The organism is Chitinimonas sp. BJYL2 (assembly GCF_027257935.1).
Lineage (GTDB): Bacteria > Pseudomonadota > Gammaproteobacteria > Burkholderiales > Chitinimonadaceae > Chitinimonas.
This window is the reverse complement of record NZ_JANZKW010000003.1, coordinates 412,862-432,736: the sequence shown is the minus strand read 5'-3', so window position 1 is coordinate 432,736 and position 19,875 is coordinate 412,862. Positions and strand designations below refer to the sequence as shown.

The window sequence follows — 19,875 nt, the reverse complement described above, 5'->3', positions numbered from 1 at the left end:
GGCGTACCGCCAAAGCGACGCCGGCCAGTGGCTGGATTGGCCCTGTAGCAGGCGTCGGTCCAGTTAAACGCACGACGACACACGTTGCCAGTTCGACTCGGTGAGATCGAATTGCAGGAGTAAGACCATGGAAAAGGAACAGGCCACCAAGTTCATGCACGATCTGCTGCGACTGATGCGGCAAAAGAATGCGTCGGACTTGTTCATTACCGCGGATTTTCCGCCCGCGATGAAAATCGACGGCAAGCTCACGCCGGTATCCAGCCAGGCACTCAGCTCGCAGCACACCAAGGAACTGTGCCGCGCGGTGATGAATGACCGGCAGGCTGAAGAATTTGAAGCCACCAAGGAATGCAACTTCGCCATCAGCCCCGGCGGTATCGGCCGCTTCCGCTGCAACGCATTCCAGCAGCAAGGACGGATTGGTCTGGTATTGCGGACCATCACGACCGACATCCCCAAGTTCGATGATCTGGGCCTGCCGGTGGTGCTCAAGGATGTGGCGCTGGCAAAGCGCGGTCTGGTGATCTTTGTGGGCGGTACCGGTTCAGGTAAGTCGACCTCGCTGGCAGCGATGATCGGCTTCCGGAACGAGAACAGCTACGGTCATATCATTACGATTGAAGACCCAGTCGAATACGTACACGAACACAAGAACTGTATCGTGACCCAGCGTGAAATCGGGGTGGATACCGATAACTGGCACAACGCGCTCAAGAACACGCTGCGGCAAGCCCCCGACGTGATCCTGATCGGTGAAATCCGCGACCGCGAAACCATGGATTACGCGGTGGCCTTTGCCGAAACCGGTCACCTTTGCATGGCCACCCTGCACGCCAACTCGGCCAACCAGGCGCTGGACCGGATCATCAACTTCTTCCCTGAAGAGCGCCGTGCCCAGCTGCTGATGGACTTGAGCCTGAACCTCAAAGCATTCATCTCGCAACGGCTGATTCCGCATCGCTCTGGCAAGGGCCGGGTGGCAGCGGTAGAAGTGATGCTCAACAGTCCGCTAATCTCCGACCTGATCTTCAAAGGCGATGTGCACGAGATCAAGACCATCATGTCCAAGAGCCGCGAACTCGGCATGCAGACCTTTGATCAGGCGTTGTTCGATATCTACGAAGAAGGTCGTATCAGCTACGAAGACGCACTACGCAACGCCGATTCGGTCAACGACCTGCGTCTGAAGATCAAGCTGGACTCCAAGGAATCGAAGAACCGGGACGCCATGGCAGGGCTGGATCACCTGGATATCGTCTAGACGCGCACCCCGTCCTTTGGCGGCTCAGTGCGCCGACTGATAACGCGCCAGGATCTGCGCGATATCGCCGCGTTTGCGCATGCGTTCCAGCGCCGCCAGCGCTGCCTGCCCCGGCTGGCCCGTGCGGATGGGCGTCGCACATTCAATCTCGTAGCTATTCACCACCAGCGGGTTTGCGGCAAAGCGGACACGCTGGTGTTTTGCATACCAGGCCAGCACCAGACTATCGACCAAGGCGTAATCCGATCTGCCCAGCAGCAGCTTGGATAAGGCCAACGCAGGCGTGGGCGCATCCTCGCGGACAATCTGCTTGCCCAGCTGCACCTGCAAGGCGTCCGGATATACATACCCAAGCACCGTGCCCAGCGTCTTGCCGCGCAGCTCAGCCAGGTTGGCCGGGCTAGGCGTATCTGCGCGGGCCACCACCACGTCCTGCACGGTGAAGAGTGTGCCGCTCCAGCGGTAATCTGCCGGATTGCCGACCCAGCGACGATTCAGGAAGCAGCGCAAATCGACTTCGCCATGCATGACGGCGTTATCGATGCGCTTGCGCGGCAGGGTCAGTACCACCACAGGCACATTCATCTCCCGTCCCAGGGCCCCATACAGCTCATGCATGATGCCGCCGCTCAAATGCCCTTGTGCATCCACCTCGCCAATCGGCATACCCCAGCCGGACGACGCGCTGACCCGCAGTGGTGCCGCCCGGACAGACCAAGGAGCCAAGGCAATCATCAGCAAGAGGCAGGCATGCAGGAAGGTGCGCATATATTCCATGTTAGTGCCTGAGCACGGGCTCGGCACCCTGTACCGACACTGTGGTGAAGATGCCGCCACAGCCACGCTGATCTCCCGACAAACTGGCGCACCGCCACATCAGACCTAGAATGAGGTCACGTGCCCCCGGGAGATGCGCACCATGATTCGCCTTACGATGCCCTGTTTGCTGGCCGCGCTGGCGCCACCCTTGCTGGCGGCGGACTTCACGCTGACAAGTGGATGGGGTTACAGCGACTACGATGATCCACTGGTGCGTGAATGGTCCGTTCCGCTGGGCTTCTCTTATCGCAGCAGCGACTGGAGCGTGGATGCGAGCGGCAACTGGCGTCAGCAGCGTGCCAGCGTGGATCAGGCCCTTGCAGGACGAACGGGCTTCAAAGCCGTGCGCGTGGGCCAGCGTCTGGTCTGGGTGCCCGTACAGCGGCCGCGCCCGGATGGCGCGCTGGGACGCGTTAACGGCTGGGGCGACGTCAACCTAAATCTGGGACGCAGTTTCAGTTTCGGGGAAGAGAACGACCCTTGGGGTATGGATTGGCGCGCTGGGGTGAAGCTGCCCACGGGTAGTGAGGAGAAGGGTTTCTCCACCGGCAAGACGGACTGGTCGCTGTCTGCCAGCTTGAGCCGCGGCTTTGGGCCCTATCAGTTGAGCTGGAGCAGCGGCTACAGCTGGCTGGGCAAGCCGGCGGGCCAGACCACCCGCAACGTCTGGAACAGCGACCTCTACCTCGGTTATGAGAATCCCCAGGGCTTTGGCATGGGCATGGACTACGCGTGGTCGCAAAATGCCACGCCCGGCTATCCGTCTTCACGCAGTGTCAGCCTGTCGGGATACCTGCCCCTGGGCGAAACGGGGCGCCTGGGTATCAACCTGATGCGCGGCCTGTCTGACGACGATCCGCAGCAGGATATCTCGATCACCTACAGCTATCGCTTCCCCTGAGGCCACCATGTTGCGCATGCTCTTGCTGCTGTCGCTTGCTTGCTCGTCACTTGTCCACGCTGCCATTGCCGGACGCATTGAGGCCGCCGGTGGCGAAGTAGCCCGCTTCGATCTTCATGGTGATCCTCAGACGACCGTCGTGACCAGCAAGGTCTCGGTAGGCGATACCTTGCTGACCGGTGCCAAGGGCTGGATGGTGGTATCGATGAGTGATGGTGCCAGCCTGACCCTGCGTCCCAATACGCGTGTGCGGGTTGACGATTATCGCTACAGCGCCGACAGACCCGATGATTCCCGTGCCTGGATCAGCTTGCTGACCGGTGCCTTGCGCTCGGTGACCGGGCTGATCGGCCAGAGTCACAAACCCGCCTACCGGCTGGCCACGCCCACGGTGACTATGGGCATCCGGGGAACCGATCACGAAACAGTGGTGATTGAACGCAGCGACGATCCGGATCTGCCCGCTGGCGTCTATGACACGGTGCATGAAGGTGAAACCCTCATGCGCGCGGGAGGCGCCGAGTTGACGGTTCGTCCCGGCGAGGCCGCCTTTGCGGCGCAGGGTGCCGATGCCAGGCCGGGCTTGCTGGTACGCCGGCCCGCTGTATTCGAGCGATTGCGACAGTTTGCCCAGGAGCATGGCATCGAGTCTGTGTTGAATCGCTTGCACGAGCGCACGGATCGCGGCTTCCGCGCACGACCGCTCTCTCCGGAGCAGCGCGATAGCCTGCTGGAGCAGGGACGGCAGGCCCTGCGCGAGCGGATGGAGTCGCGACAGTCAGAACGTCAGGAGGACGGGGCCACGGGCATGATGAACCCGCCACCCCGTGCGGAACAGGCGGAGCAGGCAATCCGGCAACGGATGCAGAACCGGCGGGAACAAGGTAAACCGGTGGTGCCGCCGCGGCGACGCGCTAACTGAAAATGCGCCGCTTCCCGGCCAAACGGCCGAACTGTTATCCGCCAAACCAGGCAACCCGACGACAGACAGGTTGCCGTCCGTGCCAACAAGGGATTGTTACCAGGCCGCGGTGCTTACAGCCCGAAGAAGCGGCGAATGCGTTCGAGCACCTCCGCCTGAGGGGGGCTGGCCGGCGTACTGAGCTTGTCGCGGCTATGCAGATGGTTCTCTGCCATGCGCTCGGCCAGTATCCGCGATAGCGTATCTGCCAGACTGGGGCGGGCGGTGAGAATGGCTTCAAAGCCGGCACGATCAAGCCGATAGCATTCCACATAGCTGGCAGCCACCACCGTTGCCGTGCGCGGCGCGCCCAGCATCAGGCCCATTTCGCCAAAGAAGCTACCCGCCTTGAGGTGGCCGAGCAGATCCGCTGTCGGGGTATCGTAGTCGTGCCAGACGTCTACTTCCCCCACGGTGAGGATATAGAGCCAGTGCGCAACCGCGCCCTCACGGCTGATGACATCACCACACTCGAACGGCGCAAAGCGCAATTGCACGGCCAGATGGCGACGCTCCTCGTCGGTGAAATCGGCAAACAGCGGTACACCCGCCAGCGCCGTGAGCCGACGCTCCAGATCCACTTCCTGTCGCTGGGCTGCAGTCTTGTCGTTGTCCTTGGTCATCAGGACATTGTGGCTGGGCGCAGCCATAGGAATCCCGTTACGGACCATGGCGGCCACAAGGTGGGCGCGGACCTGGGAGTCGGTACCGTCATCGGCCAGAAAGTCCGTCAGCCAGTAGCGCAGCGCGTAGCGGCCAATGCCATCGCGCATTTCCATCAGCACGGCATGGGGGGGCGGTTCGCTTGCCACCCCGTCGATATGCGCATCACGAATGGCCATATGCATCAGCTCGAGCACACGCGCGGGCGGATGATCCCAGCTCACCTCCAGCCACACCCAGCGTCGCCAGACGAGCGGATGACCATTGAAGCGCTTGCCCACGAGCTGGAAGCTGTTCTTCATCAGCCAGGCATTGGGGACCACCACGGTTTCACCGTTACGGGTCTCGATCAGGGTAGAGCGCCAGCCGATCTGCAGTACTTTGCCGGAGACATCCGGCAGCTTGACCCACTGCCCCAATTCCAGCGAATCATCGAGCTGTAGCGCAATGCCCGAAAGGATATTGCCCAGCGTATCCTGCATCGCAAAGGCCAGCACCGCCGTGATCACGGCCGATGTGGTCACCAACTGCGACAGATCCAGCCCGGCATAACGCAGCCGCACCAGCCCCCAGACCAGATAGGCCACCATCACCAGCACATCTTCGAGGATGCGCGGCGGCTCGATCCTTAGCGCGGCAAGCCCTAGCCGGAACAGCGCCAGGCCAAACAGGCGGATGACAACCAGGCCCAGGATGATGGTGAACAGCTCGACCAGAATGCCGGCTGCTTGCTTCATCCCGTGAGCCTCGGCCAGATGGCCCAGCGACAAGCCGATCAAGCCGCCGATCAGGAACAGGATGGTGAGGGCCACATTACGCCGCTCGGCGGGACGATAGCGGTACAGCGCAAACAGCAGGATGCCGCACACCAGCAGGATATACGGCCATTCGTGGCGGGACAGATAGGTGATATCAGGCATGGATGACTCGCATGGATTGCTTTCAGCATAGCCAAGTCACCGAGCGACGGGCGAACTGGCTTGCTACGATGAAATCACACACAGACGCCTCTGCCATGCCCACACCCCAATTCTTTCTTGGCCGCCAGCCCATTGTCGGACGTGATCGCGAACTGGTTGCCTATGAACTGCTGTTCCGCACCAGCCTCGATAACGCGGCGAGTGTGGCCGATGACGTCACGGCCAGTGCGGCGGTCATCCAGCACGCCTTCTCCGGCCTCGGACTGGACTCGGTGCTGGAGGACAAGCTCGGCTTCATCAACCTCTCCGAACCCCTGTTGCAAAGCGATGTGATCGAGATACTGCCGCGCGAACGCGTGGTGCTGGAGCTACTGGAAACCATCGAACTCACCCCAGCGGTCGTGGAACGCTGCCGTACGCTCAAGGCTGCGGGTTACCGGCTGGCGCTGGATGATGTGATCCGCTTTGATGAGGCGCAGCGGGCCATACTGCCACTGATCGAGATCGTGAAGCTCGACGTGCTGGCCATGAAGCCGCATGAGATCGCCCTGCTGGTGCATCAGCTCAAGCCCTATGGCGTCAAGATCCTGGCCGAAAAGGTCGATTCCACCGAACAGCGCGATTTCTGCCACGAGCTGGGCTGCGATCTGTTCCAAGGCTACTACTTTGCCCGACCGACCATACTCAGCGGCCGTCCGGTGCAGCCATCTGCCATGCTACTGCTCAAGCTGCTGGGGCAGGTCATGGCCGATGACGATATCGACGCGCTGGAAGACACGCTCAAACAGGCACCAGACCTGACGGTGCACCTGCTACGCATCGTCAACTCGGTGGCCTTCGGCCTGCCGCGCACCATTTCCAGCGTGCGCACCGCACTGACCCTGCTGGGGCGCGCGCAGCTGCACCGCTGGGTACAGATCATGGTCTTTGCCCAGCAGTCAGCGGGCCACCAGACCAGCGATCCGCTGGTACAAACCGCCGCGCTGCGCGGCCGATTGATGGAGCGACTGACCCAGACCCTGCGCCCCGAGGACGCTGCTCTGGCAGATCGCGCTTTCATGGTCGGCATGCTGAGTCTGATCGATGCCCTGTTCGGCAAACCGATGACGGAGGTGATCACGCCCTTGCATCTGGAGTCGTCGGTGGAATCGGCACTGCTGGCACGTGAGGGATGGCTAGGGACGCTGCTGCGGCTGGTGGAAGGATTCGAACTTGCCGATACCGATGTCACTACAACCCTGCTGGCGGCCTATCCCGCGCTGGATCTGGATGTGATCAACCGCCTGCAGATCGAGGCCATGAGCTGGGCTGCGCGACTGGGGCGCGAAGAGTAGTCTCAGGCTTGCGTCAGCGCGACGGCCCGGCCGCTTCTGCCGCTTCGGCAGCCTCGACCTGTGCCGCACGGGCACGCTGTGCCTCCATACGCGCGCGCCGCTGCTGGCGCAGCAGATGGATTTTGTCGCGCCGCTCCTCCAGGCGTGCGCGCAGCCTGGCTGCCTCGGCCTCGGTCAGGTCTCCGCGGGCAACCGCGTCGCGGATGCGTGCCTCTCGATGCCGGAACCGGTCTGCAAGGGCACGCTGGCGCATCTGCTTGGCGGCCTGTTTGGCAACCAGATGCGCGCGCTCGCTATCTGCCTGCTGTTCAGCCATCACAACGTCATCCTGCGCCCGTGCCAGTACAGGCAAGGTAATCAGACTGGCGATCAGGATGATGAAGCGGTGCATGGCAAGAAACCGTAGCTGAGTGTGCCGAGCATACCCGCGGTCAGGCCACGCGGCATGGCGCAATTGTAAATCGGCACCACCGCCGTGCCCTACCGAAACGGATTTTTACATCTATCCCGAAAGCCTGCCCCGGGACTCGCTACACTGCCGCACATGACGACGACCTCGCCCCGCAAGATCCTGCTGATTGACGATGACCCGCGTTTGCGCGAGCTGGTACAGCGCTATCTCAACGATCAGGGTTTCTCGGTAGATGCCTTTGAAGACGCCTCCAGACTGGAGGCGCGCCTGCAACGTAATCGCCCCCATCTGGTTTTGCTGGATCTGATGATGCCGGGCGAAGACGGGCTGGCGGTGTGCCGCAAACTGCGCGCCATGGGCGATAACATTCCCATCATCATGCTGACCGCACGCGGTGACGATATCGACCGCATCATCGGTCTGGAAATGGGTGCCGATGACTACCTGCCCAAGCCTTTCAATCCGCGTGAGTTGCTGGCCCGCATCAACGCCGTACTCCGTCGACAGAAGGAACCTTCGGCGCTGGCCGCACCCTTGACCGAAGGAGAGCACTTCAGCTTCGGCCCGTTCAAGCTCGAAATCGCCAACCGCAAGCTCCTGCGCGAGGGCGAGACCATACCGCTGACCAATGCCGAGTTCGCCCTGCTACGCGTGTTTGCCAGCCATCCACGCGTGCCCTTATCCCGCGAACGCTTGATGGAGCTGGCGCGAGGACGCGAGCACGAGGCCTTTGATCGCAGTATCGATGTCCAGGTTTCTCGCCTGCGGAAGCTGCTGGAAACGAGCCCGGCCGAACCTGTCTATCTGCAAACCGTATGGGGCTTTGGCTATGTTTTTGTCCCCGACGGTGGCGAACGCTAGGAGGCCACTGTAGTCCATGCCACGCTGGTTCAAGCGCTGCCTGCCGCAGACCATCTTCTGGCGACTCGCCTGGCTGACCGCGATTGCGCTCTTGCTCAGCGTGCTGTTTGCGCTCGCATTGTTCAATTACAGCCGGCAGCAGATCATTGCCGATCAGGCTGTCGAGCAGATCAGTGAGGTGCTGGCCAGCCTGGAAGATGATCTGGACGGGCTGACCCCCACAGAACGTGACGAGTGGCTGGATATCAACCGACGGCCCTACGCCCCCCACCTGCTCCCGTTCCAGCACCCTGACACCCCTACCGCGACGCGCTTGCGCAGCTCGCAGAACCGGCTGCTTGCGCGCGTGCTGCGCGAACGGCTCGATACGGTGGGAGATATCCGTGAAACCCCGCCACCCAAGCGGCAGCTCTGGGTTGAAGTGCGTCTGCTTGGGGAGCGCTGGTGGCTGGTGGTGCCACTGGGACGGTTCCGCGCCGCTTCAGCCTGGCCGGTTTGGGCCAGCATCCTGATCTTTGCGCTGGCCGCGCTGGCAGTGGCGGCACTGTTTGCCTGGCGCATCAATCAGCCCTTGCGCGAGTTGCGCGCCGCCGCCGCCCGGCTCGGCCAAGGCGAGCGCCCCGAGCCCTTGCCGGAAACGGGTCCGCTTGAAGTCCGCGACCTTTCCATCAGCTTCAACCGTATGCTGGCTGATCTGGATACCAGCGAGCGCGAGCGGGCCATCATGCTGGCCGGCATCTCGCATGATCTGCGCACCCCCTTGGCGCGGCTCAAACTCGGTGTCGAGATGATGAGCGATACCAGCCTGCAGGACGGGATGCGGGAGGATGTGGAGGATATCGAGCGCATCCTCGGCCAGTTTCTCGATTTTGTCCGCGGTCTCGGTGATGAAGCTCCCCAATTGAGCGACCCAGCCGAGCTGGCCAGAGGGGTTGCAACACGTTACGCCCGGGCTGGTCACAGTATCGAGATCGATCTTGCCGACACGCTCGTCCCGGTGCTGCTGAGACCCCTGGCGCTGCAGCGCGCCCTGGGCAATCTGCTCGATAACGCGATTCGCTACGGCGCCGCACCCTGGGTGCTGCGTGTGTCGCCGCACGCCGGCGAACTGCATTTCAGCGTGATCGACCACGGTAATGGCATCCCTGCCGAGCTGCTTGCCGCGGCGCGCCAGCCTTTCCAGCGACTCGACAGCGCACGCCGGGCAGATGGCGGTAGCGGCCTCGGCATGGCGATAGTCGAACGGATTGCCCGCATGCACGGTGGCCGGCTTGATCTGGTAACGGAAGATGGGCTGACGGCCACCCTCGTTGTGCCGGCCAGCCCACCCGCCACGAAGTGACGTAAACGTCACTTTGATCCGGGCTTGGGCTATAGTCGCGCCCATCATCCGCTTTGTTGACTGTCACTTCCGGGAGTAGCCCATGAAACTGCTCAAACGCATCGTCCTGATCCTTGCCGGCCTTGTGGTGTTATTCGTCGCCATCGGCTTTCTGCTGCCCAGTCACTTCCGTGTCGAACGCAGTACCGTGATACAGGCCCCTGCCGGAAAGATTTTTGCGCAGATCGATTCCCCGGCCGCGTGGAAAACCTGGACCGTGTGGAACCAGCGTGATCCGGCCATGCGAATCACTTACAGCGGCCCGACGCGTGGCGTCAACGCGGCATGGCAGTGGGAGAGTGCCACCGAGGGCAACGGGAAGATGACGTTCACGGCTATCGAGCCTGATCGGCAACTCACCTACAAGCTGGAGTTTCCCGATATGGGCATGGTGTCCACCGGCATCGTCCAGCTGGAAGCCGCAGAAGGCGGGACCCGCGTGCGCTGGACCAACGAGGGCGAGCTTGGCGGTAGCCCGGTCAATCGCTATTTCGGCCTGCTGATGGATCGTCTGGTCGGCCCCGATTTCGAGTCCGGCCTGGCCAACCTCAAAGCCCGTGTCGAGCAGGCGCCCTGACCACTCCGGCGACTCTCATTCATCCTGCCCTGACGGCCGCCCGGCAGGGCTCCATCCCTACCTTCTGGAGACAAGTCAGATGCAGATTCCAAACAGTGTATTCCTCGTCAGTGGTGGCGCATCCGGGCTGGGCGCCGCCGTGGCGCGTCGTGCCGTCCGTGAGGGTGGCAAGGTCGTCATCGTCGACCGCAATCGCGAAGCCGGCGAGCAGCTGGTCGCCGACCTGGGCGCTGCAGCACGTTTTGCCGCTGCCGACATCACGGATGAGGCAAGCTGCAAGGCGGCCGTGGCACTGGCCATCAGCGAGTTCGGCCGCCTGGATGCGCTGGTGAACTGCGCCGGCATCGTTCACGGCGAAAAGGTGCTGGGCAAAGACAGCGTCCACGCGCTCGATACCTTCCGCAAGGTCATCGAAGTCAACCTGATCGGCAGCTTCAACCTGCTACGCCTGGCTGCTGCCACCATGGGCCAGCAAACACCCGGCGCCAGCGGTGAGCGTGGCGTGATCATCAATACGGCTTCGGTTGCCGCCTTTGATGGCCAGATGGGTCAGTGTGCCTATACGGCCTCCAAGGCCGCCATTGCCGGCATGACGCTGCCCGCAGCCCGTGATCTTGCGCGCTCGGCCATCCGAGTAATGACCATCGCACCCGGCATCTTCAAGACACCGATGATGGCGAGCCTGCCGCAGGAAGTGCAGGACAGTCTGGCTGCGAATGTGCCCTTCCCTTCTCGCCTGGGTGACCCGGACGAGTACGCGTCGCTGGTCATGGCGATAGTGGGCAACCCCATGCTCAATGGCGAAACCATCCGCCTTGATGGCGCCCTGCGCATGCAACCCAAATAAGCCGGATCTGCTAGCCGCCCCAAAGCAAAACGCCCCGGTTGTCCGGGGCGTTTTTTATCTACAGCAGCTTGTTTACAACAGCGCAGACAGGATCAGACCGAGAACGAGGAGCCGCAACCGCAAGTGGATGAGGCATTCGGGTTCTTGATCGTGAACTGGGAGCCTTCGATACTTTCGACGTAATCGATTTCGGCGCCCACCAGATACTGATAGCTCATCGGATCTACCAGCAGGGTGACACCATCCTTGGTAAAGGCGCTGTCGTCCTCATTGGTGATCTCGTCAAAGGTGAAGCCGTACTGGAAGCCAGAGCAACCACCGCCAGTCACGAATACACGCAGTTTCAGGTCCGGATTGCCCTCTTCGGCAATCAGGTCAGCCACCTTGGCGACGGCAGAGTCGGTAAACACAAAGGGGGTGGCGAGGTCGGCGGGGGCGTTCATATGGGGCACTCCAGGCAATTCAATGATTTAACGGCAATTATCCGCCCTGACCACGCATTTGTTAAGCGTGATACAGCAAAGTAAGGGCAAGCCGCTGGTTGACGAACCATTCGCCGCGGCGCGGAAAAATTATCTGTCGCTGCTTAGATGGGGCTACTCCGACTTGGTTTCAAGCACCGGCTTACCCGATGGCGCACCCGCCATATGGATCAACTGCCCCGAAACCACGGCACCGGGATGCATTTCCAGCGTGTGGTAATGCACATCGCCCTGCACGCGACACTTGGCCTGTAGCTCCAGATAGTGGGTAGCGTAGATCGGTCCTTCAATCACCCCGTTCAGCACCAGATGCGCCACCCGGACGGTCCCCTTGATGCGCGCCTTTTCACTGACAACCAGCGTGCTCTGCTTGTCTTCGACCGCCGTCACATCACCCGTGATTTCGCCATCGACCCGCAAACCGCCCGAAAAACTCATATTGCCGGTGATATGGGTCTCCAGACCGATCAGGCTATCAATACGGCTGGTGGCTTTCTGTTTGTCGTTTCCAAACACGGTTCATCCCTTTACGTCGTAATTGCGTGTCAGCTTGGCGCGGCTCTCGCCATCGGCATAGACGCGGATCTCGACCTGCTTGAGCCGCGCATCGGGCGGCAATTCGGTCTCGCGCTCCAGACGATGATAGCGAGTGACGTTCACCTTGATTCTGGGTGCAGGCCAGACCAGCGACTCGCGTCGCCCACCCCGCTCCACCACCAGACGGAACTCCACTTCACCCCGGAAGGCCTCCTGGGTGGACTGCCCCTGTACCAGTATCGCCCGCAAGCGGTAATGCCCCGGCGACACAGGCTCAACCCGGAACTGATCCAGTGCCAGCGCAGGCGCCCGATCTGTTTTGGTCAGCAAAGATTCGTAGAACGCGATCTGCTCGCGCAAGGCACCGTTATCGGCCTGCAACTGAACCAGCTGACGCGAAACCGTTTCGCGTGTCGAGGTTTCCAGCCTCAGCTGCTGCTCCAGTGCCTGTGCACGCTGCGCGGATTCCTGCAGTTCGCGTGCGAGCCGGCTCGCATCCTGGCCGACCTGACTGGCCAAGGCGCCATGGCGACCTTGCTGCTCCCCATAAAGGTAGAGTCCATAGCTACCCGACGCCAGTACGATCAGACCCAACAGTCCAAGCGCCAGCCGGGCCGGCCAAGGCAGATGCCGACGCACTGCCAGACGGGCAGTGGCCAGATGATTACCCCGACGCTTCCAGCGGCCGATCATGCCGGGGTCAGGGCAGCAAGGGAACGACGTCCAGCCCGGTATCCTCGGGCAGGCCGAACAACAGGTTCATGTTCTGTACTGCCTGACCAGCGGCGCCTTTGACGAGGTTATCAATCACCGACAGGATCACCACCGTGTCTCCCCCCTGGGGCCGATGCACCGCGATCCGGCAGGTGTTACCACCGCGGACCGAGCGAGTCTCTGGCGTACTGCCACGCGGCATCACATCCACAAAGGCTTCGCCGGCATAACGCGTTTCATAGAGCGCCTGAATATCCACATCCTTGCTCAGACGCGCGTACAGGGTCGCGTGGATGCCACGAATCATGGGAGTAAGGTGCGGTACGAAGGTGAGTCCCACCGGCTTACCGGCGGCGCGGCTAAGGCCTTGGCTGATTTCGGGCAGATGGCGATGGCCACCCACGCCGTAAGCCTTGAAATTGTCGCCGGCTTCGCACATGAGCGTATGGACCTCGGCCTTGCGGCCTGCACCGGAAACGCCCGACTTGCAATCCGCGACCAGATTGCCGGTTTCCACCACACCCGCCTCAATCAAGGGCAGGAGGCCGAGCTGAACGGCGGTGGGGTAACAACCGGGGTTAGCAATCAAGCGGGCATGACGAATCTGTTCTCGATTGACCTCTGGCAGACCATATACCGCCTCGGTGACGAGTTCGGGGCTGGCGTGACTCATGCCGTACCACTTCTCCCACTCGGCCACATCCTTGATACGGAAATCGGCAGCCAGATCGATTACCTTCACGCCCGCGGCCAGCAAGGCACCCGCTTCGTTCATGGCAATGCCATTGGGTGTGGCAAAGAACACCACATCACACTCGTCCAGCCTGGCATCAGCGGGGGTGGAGAATTGCAGGTTCACCCGACCACGGAGGCTTGGATACATCTCGGACACCGGCATGCCGGCTTCCTTGCGCGAGGTAATGGCGGTCAGCTTTACACCATGGTGGCGCGCCAGCAGACGCATCAACTCGACACCGGTATATCCCGTACCCCCGACTATGCCCACCTTGATCATGCCAACCCCTGTGCCTCTAGCAGAAACGAGTGGCGATCATACCGCGTTTCAGCGATATGCCGGATAGATAAGGCGGGCTGATACGCAGTGGAATGCGCTTGCGTGCGTTTCGAACAGGCAACAAAAAAGCCGCCAGTAAACTGACGGCCTTCTTGCGGCTTGCGCCGGCGTAATCGAACGAATCTTCGTGTCGAATCTGGCGATTAACGCTTCGAGAACTGCTTGGCGCGACGTGCTTTACGCAGGCCGACCTTCTTACGTTCGACTTCCCGGGCATCGCGAGTCACGAAGCCAGCGGTCGACAGCGAAGGCTTGAGGGCCGCGTCGAACTCGATCAGGGCGCGGGTGATGCCGTGGCGCAGGGCGCCGGCTTGACCGGTTTCGCCACCGCCAACCACATTCACCAGAATGTCGAAGGCTTCGACGTTCTCGGTCAGCACCAGGGGCTGACGCACCATCATGCGACCGGTTTCACGCGAGAAGTATTCGTCCAGCGGCTTGCCGTTGACGACGATCTTGCCCGAACCCTTGGTCATGAAAACGCGAGCTACCGAGCTCTTGCGACGGCCCGTGCCGTAGTAGTACTTGCCAACCATTTTTAAGTCCTTGTATCCGGTTTAGTTGATCTCGAGGACTTTAGGCTGTTGCGCGGTGTGCGGATGCTCGGCGCTAGCGTAGACCTTGAGTTTCTTGATCATGGCGTAGCCAAGCGGGCCCTTGGGCAGCATGCCCTTGACAGCCTTTTCGAGCACGCGCTCTGGGAACTTCCCCTGCATTTCAGTGAAGGAGCGTTCGTAGATACCGCCCGGGTAACCCGAGTGGCGGAAGTAAGTCTTTTGCTGGGCCTTGTCACCGGTCACGCGCAGCTTGCCTGCGTTGACGACAACGATGAAATCACCGGTGTCGACGTGAGGGGTGTAAATGGCCTTGTGCTTGCCACGCAGACGGTGGGCGATGGCGGCGGCGAGGCGACCAAGCACCTTGTCGGTGGCGTCCACCACGAACCAGTCGCGCTGGACCTCGTGCGGCTTGGCGGAGAAGGTTTTCATACGGCTCTTCCAGATTCGTTCGATTTACGGAAAGTCGCGCATTCTATTTGCAAAAACAATGGGCTGTCAAACCCGATCAGACTGATCCGGTCAAGCCGTTGCACCGACGTCTCACTTGCCGGCTGCGCGCAAAAAAAAGGCGCAAGCCGTAAGGGCTTGCGCGCAATTCCACCAAAGAAGGAGGATGGAGGAGACAACATCAAAGCACACACATTGCGTGTAAAGCCCTAATGCAGTTCGAATACTATCCAGTCTGCCGTGTTTGTGCAATCACTTTTTTGTGCAATGCGCCAATAAACAAATGAACGGTAGTACAGTTACACGACAGCAAGCCAACATGGTCTTGATAATTGGCGCCAGCCCGACAATTTTGTAGTTAATCACTCATTGCGCCAGTCGTATTTTTGCGCACTGCAACATAAACCCTGCCTGGCCGTTCGTAAGCCCCAGGCGACTTTCTTCGTGGAGAACCCATGCAAGCCCGTGTGAAATGGATCGAAAACGTCAGTTTTCTGGCGCAGAGCGAAACCGGCCATGCCGTACTGATGGATGGCGCACCTGCCGCGGGCGGGCAGAATCTGGGCCCTCGCCCGATGGAGATGGTGCTGATGGGAACGGGCGGCTGCACCGCTTTTGATGTGGTCGCCATTCTCAAGAAAGGCCGCGCCGACATTGTCGATTGCGAAGTACGGCTCGATGCGGAGCGTGCTGAAACGGACCCCAAGGTATTCACCCGGATCCATATGCACTTCATCGTCACCGGGCGTCAGCTCAAACAAGAGCAGGTCAAGCGCGCTATCGACCTCTCTGCAGAGAAATACTGTTCGGCCTCGATCATGCTGGGGCAGGCAGGCGTGGCGATCACACACGACTTCGAGATTCGCGAAGCCTGAACCGTACAGCCTGCTAGCCCGGCTCAGTGATCCGGGCTGCTCGCAGGATCCTCTTGCGTGAGGATATCGCTCGAACGAGTCGGCAAGCGCATCAGCAAACGTGCGGGTGACCGGCGCAATGCATGCCAGGTCAGGGCCGCACCGAGCACAGCAATCGCCGCCAAGGCACCGCGCAAGCCGAATAGGGTGGCCAGGGCGCCACCCGTCAACGCACCCAATGGTGCCGGCGCCACGGTGGCGAAACGCATGGTCGCAATCATCCGGCCCAGCAAGGCATCCGGCGTCACCGCTGCACGCGCCGCCAGATAGTTGATCGAGAACAGCGTTGCGCCAAATGAGAACAGCGATTGCGCCAAGCTTAGCCAGAGTACCGGCCATGCTGTATCCGATGGAATCAACGCAAAGCCGGCCCATGCCACCGCCGTCGCGGCAAATCCCCAGCCCACCGAGGGGCCGATGCCCAAGCGGGCACCAATGTGTTCGGCGCTGACCGCGGCAATCAGGCTGCCCACGCCCCCCAGCATGAAGGTCACCCCCATGGCACCGGCATCCAGGCCCAGTTCACGTGTGGCAAACAGCACCAGAATGGCTGCGAGCATGTAGTTGAGCAGCTGCCAGCAAGCGGTCTGGATGGCAAAGGCCCGCAGCACGGGGGTTTGCCATACCAGCTGCAGGCCGGCACGAATTTCCGACCAAACCGACTCGCCACTGTTTTCCAGCTGCGGTCGGGGCTCGACTGCCTCAATGCGGCGCAGCACCAAAGCAGAAACCATGAACGACAGGGCGTTGAACAAGATCGCCAGCGGCGCCCCCAGCGCCTGGATCAGCACCCCGGCCAGCCCCGGCGCTGTGACCTGCGCCGTGGAGGCGGTTGCCATGAACTTGCTGTGTGCCTCAACCAGACGATCCTTGCCGATCAGGGTGGCCACATAGCTCTGGTGTGCCGAGCCACCGATGACTTCGCCGGTCATGCACAGAAAACCCACCACCCAGAGAACCGGCATCGACAAACAGTCCAAGGCCCACGCCAGCGGAACCAGAGCGAGTGACAGCGCGCAGCCGATATCCCGCATCATCATGAAGGGCATCCGGCGTGCGCGGTCTATCCAGACACCGGCATGGAGGCTGAACAAGGCAAAGGGCAAAACCTCGATGGCCATCAGTACGCCCATTTCCATAGGCGTGGCATGCAGCAGAAGTGCGGCCGTCAATGGCAAGGCAAGGCGGGAAATATGCGAGCCGAAGTCGGAAATCCCCTGTGCGGACCATAAGCGCACGAAATCAGGATTACGCCACAGCCCGCCAGGTCGGAATACGCGCATGGCGGCAGATGCTGTCTGGAAGAGTTGGCGTGCAAGCGCGGCGGGATCACCGTCGATCTTGCGGATGGAAATGCGTTCCGGCGCGGGATCAGACGCGGTAGGACAGACTGGTCATCACCCGCGACATTGCCCGCATGGCCAGCTTGGCTGGCATGGGCAATTCGGCAGCGCCGAGCGTGACGGCCATCTCGGCATGCGCGGTTTCATCGATGTGCATCTGGTCCACAATGGCGCGGCTGCGGGTGTCCTGCGCCGGCAGGCTGGCCAGATGACCTTGCAGGTGCTCGCTGACCTGCCGCTCCGTTTCAGCCAGAAAACCGAGATTCCAACGGTCACCGATCAAGCCCGCGGCAACACCCATGGTCAGCGACCCGGCATACCACAGCGGATTGAGCACGCTGGTGTGGCCACCGAGTTCATGGACACGCTCTGCGGTCCAGGCCAGATGCTCGACCTCCTCATGCGCCGCCTGCTGCAGCGAAAGCCGTGTGGCAGGATCCCGGGCAGTGAGTGCCTGGCCTTGGTAGAGCGCTTGCGCACACACTTCACCACAATGATTCACACGCATCAGCCCGGCCGCATGACGCTTCTCTTCGGCGCTCAGCTCGGGCTCGGCCAAGGTAGCGTCCGGCCGGGGTCTGACCGTACTGGCTGGCGCAAAGACGGTGCGCAATGCGCGGTCGAATTCTGTAATCAATCTGTCCATGGGCGGCCGGGAAACGAAGGCGGGAATGGGCTGATTCTAGCAGGCTGCCACAGGGGGCTGTGCTACCATCCGGGCGGGTTCCCGAATATATCTGCGCCATGAAACGCTTACTTCTCGCCAGCCTGCTTGTCTTGATGCCGCTGTTCGCCACAGCGGCCAACCCAGTGGTCCGCCTGAGCACCAATCAAGGCAATATCGATATCGAGCTGTTACCGGAGAAGGCACCGAAAACGGTGGTCAACTTTCTCCGCTATACCAAGAAAAAGTACTACGACGGCACAGTGTTCCATCGCGTGATTCCGGGTTTTGTAGCCCAGGGTGGCGGTTACACGGCCGATCTGAAATGGAAGCCGGCCGACAAACCCATTCCCAATGAGGCCGGCAATGGCCTCAAGAATGAACCCTATACCGTTGCCATGGCGCGAGAAGCCGCCCCCCACACGGCCAATAGCCAGTTCTTCATCAATCTGGCCAATAACAGTGCGCTCGATTACCGCGATGAGAACAGCAACCGGGGCTGGGGCTATGCCGTCTTCGGCCGTGTGGTAGCGGGCATGGATGTGGTTCAGAAAATCGCCGCCATTCCCACCGGTCGACTCAACGGCATGATCGATGTCCCCCTGCAGCTGGTCGTGGTCAAGAAAGTGGCCGTCATGCCCAACTATGTACTGCCGGCGCCGCCGGTCGTACCTGCAGAAACGGCTCCAACCCCGCCGGTCGCTCCGCCAGAGGCGCCTGAAACGCCCGAAGCGCCCGTCAGCCAACCCCAATGAAAGGATTTCCCATGCGCGTCAATCTGCATACCAACCACGGCCTCATCGGCATCGAGCTCGACGAGGCCAAGGCCCCGAAGACCGTGGCCAACTTTGTGGAATATGTCAGCAGCGGCCATTACGACGGCACCATTTTCCACCGCGTGATCAACGACTTCATGATCCAGGGTGGTGGATTTGAACCCGGCCTCAAGCAGAAGCCTACCCGCGCACCCGTTGAGAACGAGGCCGCCAACGGACTCAAGAACGATATGTACACCATTGCCATGGCCCGTACCCCGGATCCTCATTCGGCAACGGCCCAGTTCTTCATCAATGTGGGCAATAACGGCTTCCTGAACTTTACGGCGGCCAATTCACAAGGTTTTGGCTACTGCGTCTTCGGTCGGGTTGTTGAGGGCACCGATGTCGTTGACGCCATCAAGGCTGTCAAGACGGACTCCAAGGGCTTCCATCAGGATGTACCCGTCGCCGATGTGATCATCCAGAAAGCCGAACTGGTCTGATCCTGTTCTGATCCGGATACCCGCGTTACAGGCTTCCGGATACCACGCACAGCCGGTAAGCCCTGTTAAGGCTGCCGGCTGTTGCATTTGCTGCGGCCTGCCCACTTTGGCACGCCGGCCCGCAACCGACACCTACACCGCCCACGATACCCAGCGATGAAACCCGTTCTGTTTGCTTCCGACCTGCACCTGTCCGATTCAGACCCGGAGACGGTTACGGCGTTTCTGGCATTTCTAGCCGGCCCCGCGCGTCAGGCCAGTCAGCTCTACCTGCTGGGTGATGTGTTCGAGTACTGGGCCGGCGATGACGACGATGATCCGCTCAATACCCGGATCGCGGCCGCGTTACACGCGCTCGCCAGCCAAGGGACCGCCGTGAGCCTGATGCACGGCAACCGCGACTTTCTGCTGGGCCACGACTACGCCCGACGTTGCGGTGCCACCCTGCTGGATGATCCGGTGCTGATCGAGCTTGCAGGTCGCCCGCTGCTGTTGAGCCACGGCGACGCGCTCTGCACCGACGATCTGCCCTATCAGCAGTTTCGTCAGATGGTGCGTCAGCCCGCTTGGCAAGCGGCCTTTCTTGGCCAACCGCTGGCGGCCCGCAAGGCGGAGATCGCCCGTATTCGTGCCGCGAGCGAAGCGGCCAAGCAGGCCAAGGCCATCGAGATCATGGACGTGAATGCCACGGCGGTCGTGACGCTGTTGGCACAGTATCCGGGTGCACATCTGATACACGGGCATACCCATCGGCCCGCCAGCCACCGGCATGAAGTTCAGCACGGATTGCGGCAACGCTGGGTGTTGCCGGATTGGTACGCCGGCAAAGGGGGCTATCTGGCTGCCGACGAACGGGGCCTCACCTTCCATGGCATCAATCAGGACGCGGCCTGGCGCTGAGCGGCCGCATGAGTACCGTCCGGCAATAGCCGCTACCG

General features: G+C 61.3%; 23 protein-coding genes. 12 read left to right on the top strand and 11 right to left on the bottom strand.

The genetic code is table 11. From position 1 onward, the window contains the following. The first annotated feature begins 127 nt into the window (after nt 1-127). On the top strand, nt 128-1,264 hold the full coding sequence (locus O9X62_RS11885) for a PilT/PilU family type 4a pilus ATPase (RefSeq protein ID WP_269533085.1): 1,137 nt from the start codon (nt 128-130) through the stop codon (nt 1,262-1,264). 24 nt (nt 1,265-1,288) lie between these two features. Here O9X62_RS11885 and O9X62_RS11880 read toward each other — a convergent pair whose 3' ends face one another. Beyond that, complete coding sequence (locus O9X62_RS11880; protein WP_269533083.1) at nt 1,289-2,041, bottom strand: ABC transporter substrate-binding protein; 753 nt, start codon at nt 2,039-2,041, stop codon at nt 1,289-1,291. A 142-nt stretch (nt 2,042-2,183) separates the two neighbouring features. On the opposite strand from O9X62_RS11880, the gene O9X62_RS11875 reads away from it, so the two are divergent. Together O9X62_RS11875 and O9X62_RS11870 are read left to right on the top strand one after the other, a co-directional pair. Continuing rightward, nucleotides 2,184-2,984, top strand: coding sequence for a hypothetical protein (locus O9X62_RS11875; RefSeq protein ID WP_269533082.1), 801 nt, complete (start codon nt 2,184-2,186; stop codon nt 2,982-2,984). 7 nt (nt 2,985-2,991) lie between these two features. Next, on the top strand, nt 2,992-3,906 hold the full coding sequence (locus O9X62_RS11870; protein WP_269533080.1) for a FecR family protein: 915 nt from the start codon (nt 2,992-2,994) through the stop codon (nt 3,904-3,906). A gap of 113 nt (nt 3,907-4,019) precedes the next feature. Here O9X62_RS11870 and O9X62_RS11865 read toward each other — a convergent pair whose 3' ends face one another. Continuing rightward, the gene (locus tag O9X62_RS11865; RefSeq protein WP_269533078.1) at nt 4,020-5,528 is read right to left on the bottom strand and encodes a mechanosensitive ion channel family protein; all 1,509 of its coding nucleotides are present in this window, start codon (nt 5,526-5,528) and stop codon (nt 4,020-4,022) included. Between the two features lie 95 nt (nt 5,529-5,623). Between O9X62_RS11865 and O9X62_RS11860 the strand changes: the two genes are divergently transcribed. Further along, nucleotides 5,624-6,862, top strand: a complete 1,239-nt coding sequence (locus O9X62_RS11860; protein ID WP_269533076.1) for an EAL and HDOD domain-containing protein — start codon at nt 5,624-5,626, stop codon at nt 6,860-6,862. 13 nt (nt 6,863-6,875) lie between these two features. Here O9X62_RS11860 and O9X62_RS11855 read toward each other — a convergent pair whose 3' ends face one another. Continuing rightward, nucleotides 6,876-7,253 carry a hypothetical protein gene (locus O9X62_RS11855; protein WP_269533075.1) on the bottom strand — a complete coding sequence of 126 codons (378 nt, stop codon included), beginning with the start codon at nt 7,251-7,253 and terminating at the stop codon, nt 6,876-6,878. A 153-nt stretch (nt 7,254-7,406) separates the two neighbouring features. On the opposite strand from O9X62_RS11855, the gene ompR reads away from it, so the two are divergent. The 4 genes from ompR (at nt 7,407) to O9X62_RS11835 (ending at nt 10,940) form a co-directional block, all read left to right on the top strand. Then, complete coding sequence (gene ompR / locus O9X62_RS11850) at nt 7,407-8,135, top strand: two-component system response regulator OmpR (RefSeq protein ID WP_269533074.1); 729 nt, start codon at nt 7,407-7,409, stop codon at nt 8,133-8,135. A gap of 16 nt (nt 8,136-8,151) precedes the next feature. Next, nucleotides 8,152-9,477, top strand: a complete 1,326-nt coding sequence (locus O9X62_RS11845) for an ATP-binding protein (RefSeq protein WP_269533073.1) — start codon at nt 8,152-8,154, stop codon at nt 9,475-9,477. 82 nt (nt 9,478-9,559) lie between these two features. Next, the gene (locus O9X62_RS11840; RefSeq protein ID WP_269533072.1) at nt 9,560-10,093 is read left to right on the top strand and encodes an SRPBCC family protein; all 534 of its coding nucleotides are present in this window, start codon (nt 9,560-9,562) and stop codon (nt 10,091-10,093) included. Nucleotides 10,094-10,172: 79 nt separating this feature from the next. Continuing rightward, the gene (locus O9X62_RS11835; RefSeq protein ID WP_269533071.1) at nt 10,173-10,940 is read left to right on the top strand and encodes a 3-hydroxyacyl-CoA dehydrogenase; all 768 of its coding nucleotides are present in this window, start codon (nt 10,173-10,175) and stop codon (nt 10,938-10,940) included. A gap of 92 nt (nt 10,941-11,032) precedes the next feature. On the opposite strand, the gene erpA is transcribed toward O9X62_RS11835, so the two are convergent. From erpA to rplM, 6 genes are all read right to left on the bottom strand, one after another. After that, complete coding sequence (gene erpA, locus O9X62_RS11830) at nt 11,033-11,383, bottom strand: iron-sulfur cluster insertion protein ErpA (RefSeq protein ID WP_269533070.1); 351 nt, start codon at nt 11,381-11,383, stop codon at nt 11,033-11,035. Nucleotides 11,384-11,536: 153 nt separating this feature from the next. Next, nucleotides 11,537-11,938: a polymer-forming cytoskeletal protein gene (locus O9X62_RS11825; RefSeq protein WP_269533069.1), complete on the bottom strand. Its 402-nt coding sequence runs from the start codon at nt 11,936-11,938 to the stop codon at nt 11,537-11,539. 3 nt (nt 11,939-11,941) lie between these two features. Then, nucleotides 11,942-12,652, bottom strand: a complete 711-nt coding sequence (locus tag O9X62_RS11820) for a DUF6776 family protein (protein WP_269533067.1) — start codon at nt 12,650-12,652, stop codon at nt 11,942-11,944. A gap of 7 nt (nt 12,653-12,659) precedes the next feature. After that, nucleotides 12,660-13,688, bottom strand: coding sequence for an N-acetyl-gamma-glutamyl-phosphate reductase (gene argC / locus O9X62_RS11815; RefSeq protein WP_269533066.1), 1,029 nt, complete (start codon nt 13,686-13,688; stop codon nt 12,660-12,662). Between the two features lie 203 nt (nt 13,689-13,891). Then, nucleotides 13,892-14,284, bottom strand: a complete 393-nt coding sequence (rpsI, locus tag O9X62_RS11810; protein ID WP_269533065.1) for a 30S ribosomal protein S9 — start codon at nt 14,282-14,284, stop codon at nt 13,892-13,894. 21 nt (nt 14,285-14,305) lie between these two features. Then, the gene (rplM, locus tag O9X62_RS11805) at nt 14,306-14,737 is read right to left on the bottom strand and encodes a 50S ribosomal protein L13 (protein ID WP_269533064.1); all 432 of its coding nucleotides are present in this window, start codon (nt 14,735-14,737) and stop codon (nt 14,306-14,308) included. A gap of 473 nt (nt 14,738-15,210) precedes the next feature. On the opposite strand from rplM, the gene O9X62_RS11800 reads away from it, so the two are divergent. Beyond that, the gene (locus O9X62_RS11800; protein ID WP_269533063.1) at nt 15,211-15,630 is read left to right on the top strand and encodes an OsmC family protein; all 420 of its coding nucleotides are present in this window, start codon (nt 15,211-15,213) and stop codon (nt 15,628-15,630) included. A 23-nt stretch (nt 15,631-15,653) separates the two neighbouring features. On the opposite strand, the gene O9X62_RS11795 is transcribed toward O9X62_RS11800, so the two are convergent. After that, the gene (locus O9X62_RS11795; RefSeq protein WP_269533062.1) at nt 15,654-16,952 is read right to left on the bottom strand and encodes an MFS transporter; all 1,299 of its coding nucleotides are present in this window, start codon (nt 16,950-16,952) and stop codon (nt 15,654-15,656) included. A gap of 88 nt (nt 16,953-17,040) precedes the next feature. Continuing rightward, nucleotides 17,041-17,658 carry a 2-polyprenyl-3-methyl-6-methoxy-1,4-benzoquinone monooxygenase gene (coq7, locus tag O9X62_RS11790; RefSeq protein WP_269533061.1) on the bottom strand — a complete coding sequence of 206 codons (618 nt, stop codon included), beginning with the start codon at nt 17,656-17,658 and terminating at the stop codon, nt 17,041-17,043. A gap of 98 nt (nt 17,659-17,756) precedes the next feature. Between coq7 and O9X62_RS11785 the strand changes: the two genes are divergently transcribed. The 3 genes from O9X62_RS11785 to O9X62_RS11775 all read left to right on the top strand — a co-directional run bounded on the left by O9X62_RS11785 (nt 17,757) and on the right by O9X62_RS11775 (nt 19,837). Continuing rightward, entirely contained in the window at nt 17,757-18,431 is a 675-nt protein-coding gene (locus tag O9X62_RS11785) for a peptidylprolyl isomerase (protein WP_308446467.1), read from the top strand. 11 nt (nt 18,432-18,442) lie between these two features. Further along, nucleotides 18,443-18,937 (top strand): peptidylprolyl isomerase, encoded by a 495-nt coding sequence (locus O9X62_RS11780; protein WP_269533060.1) that lies wholly within the window; start codon nt 18,443-18,445, stop codon nt 18,935-18,937. A 156-nt stretch (nt 18,938-19,093) separates the two neighbouring features. After that, complete coding sequence (locus tag O9X62_RS11775; RefSeq protein WP_269533059.1) at nt 19,094-19,837, top strand: UDP-2,3-diacylglucosamine diphosphatase; 744 nt, start codon at nt 19,094-19,096, stop codon at nt 19,835-19,837. Nucleotides 19,838-19,875 lie beyond the last annotated feature (38 nt).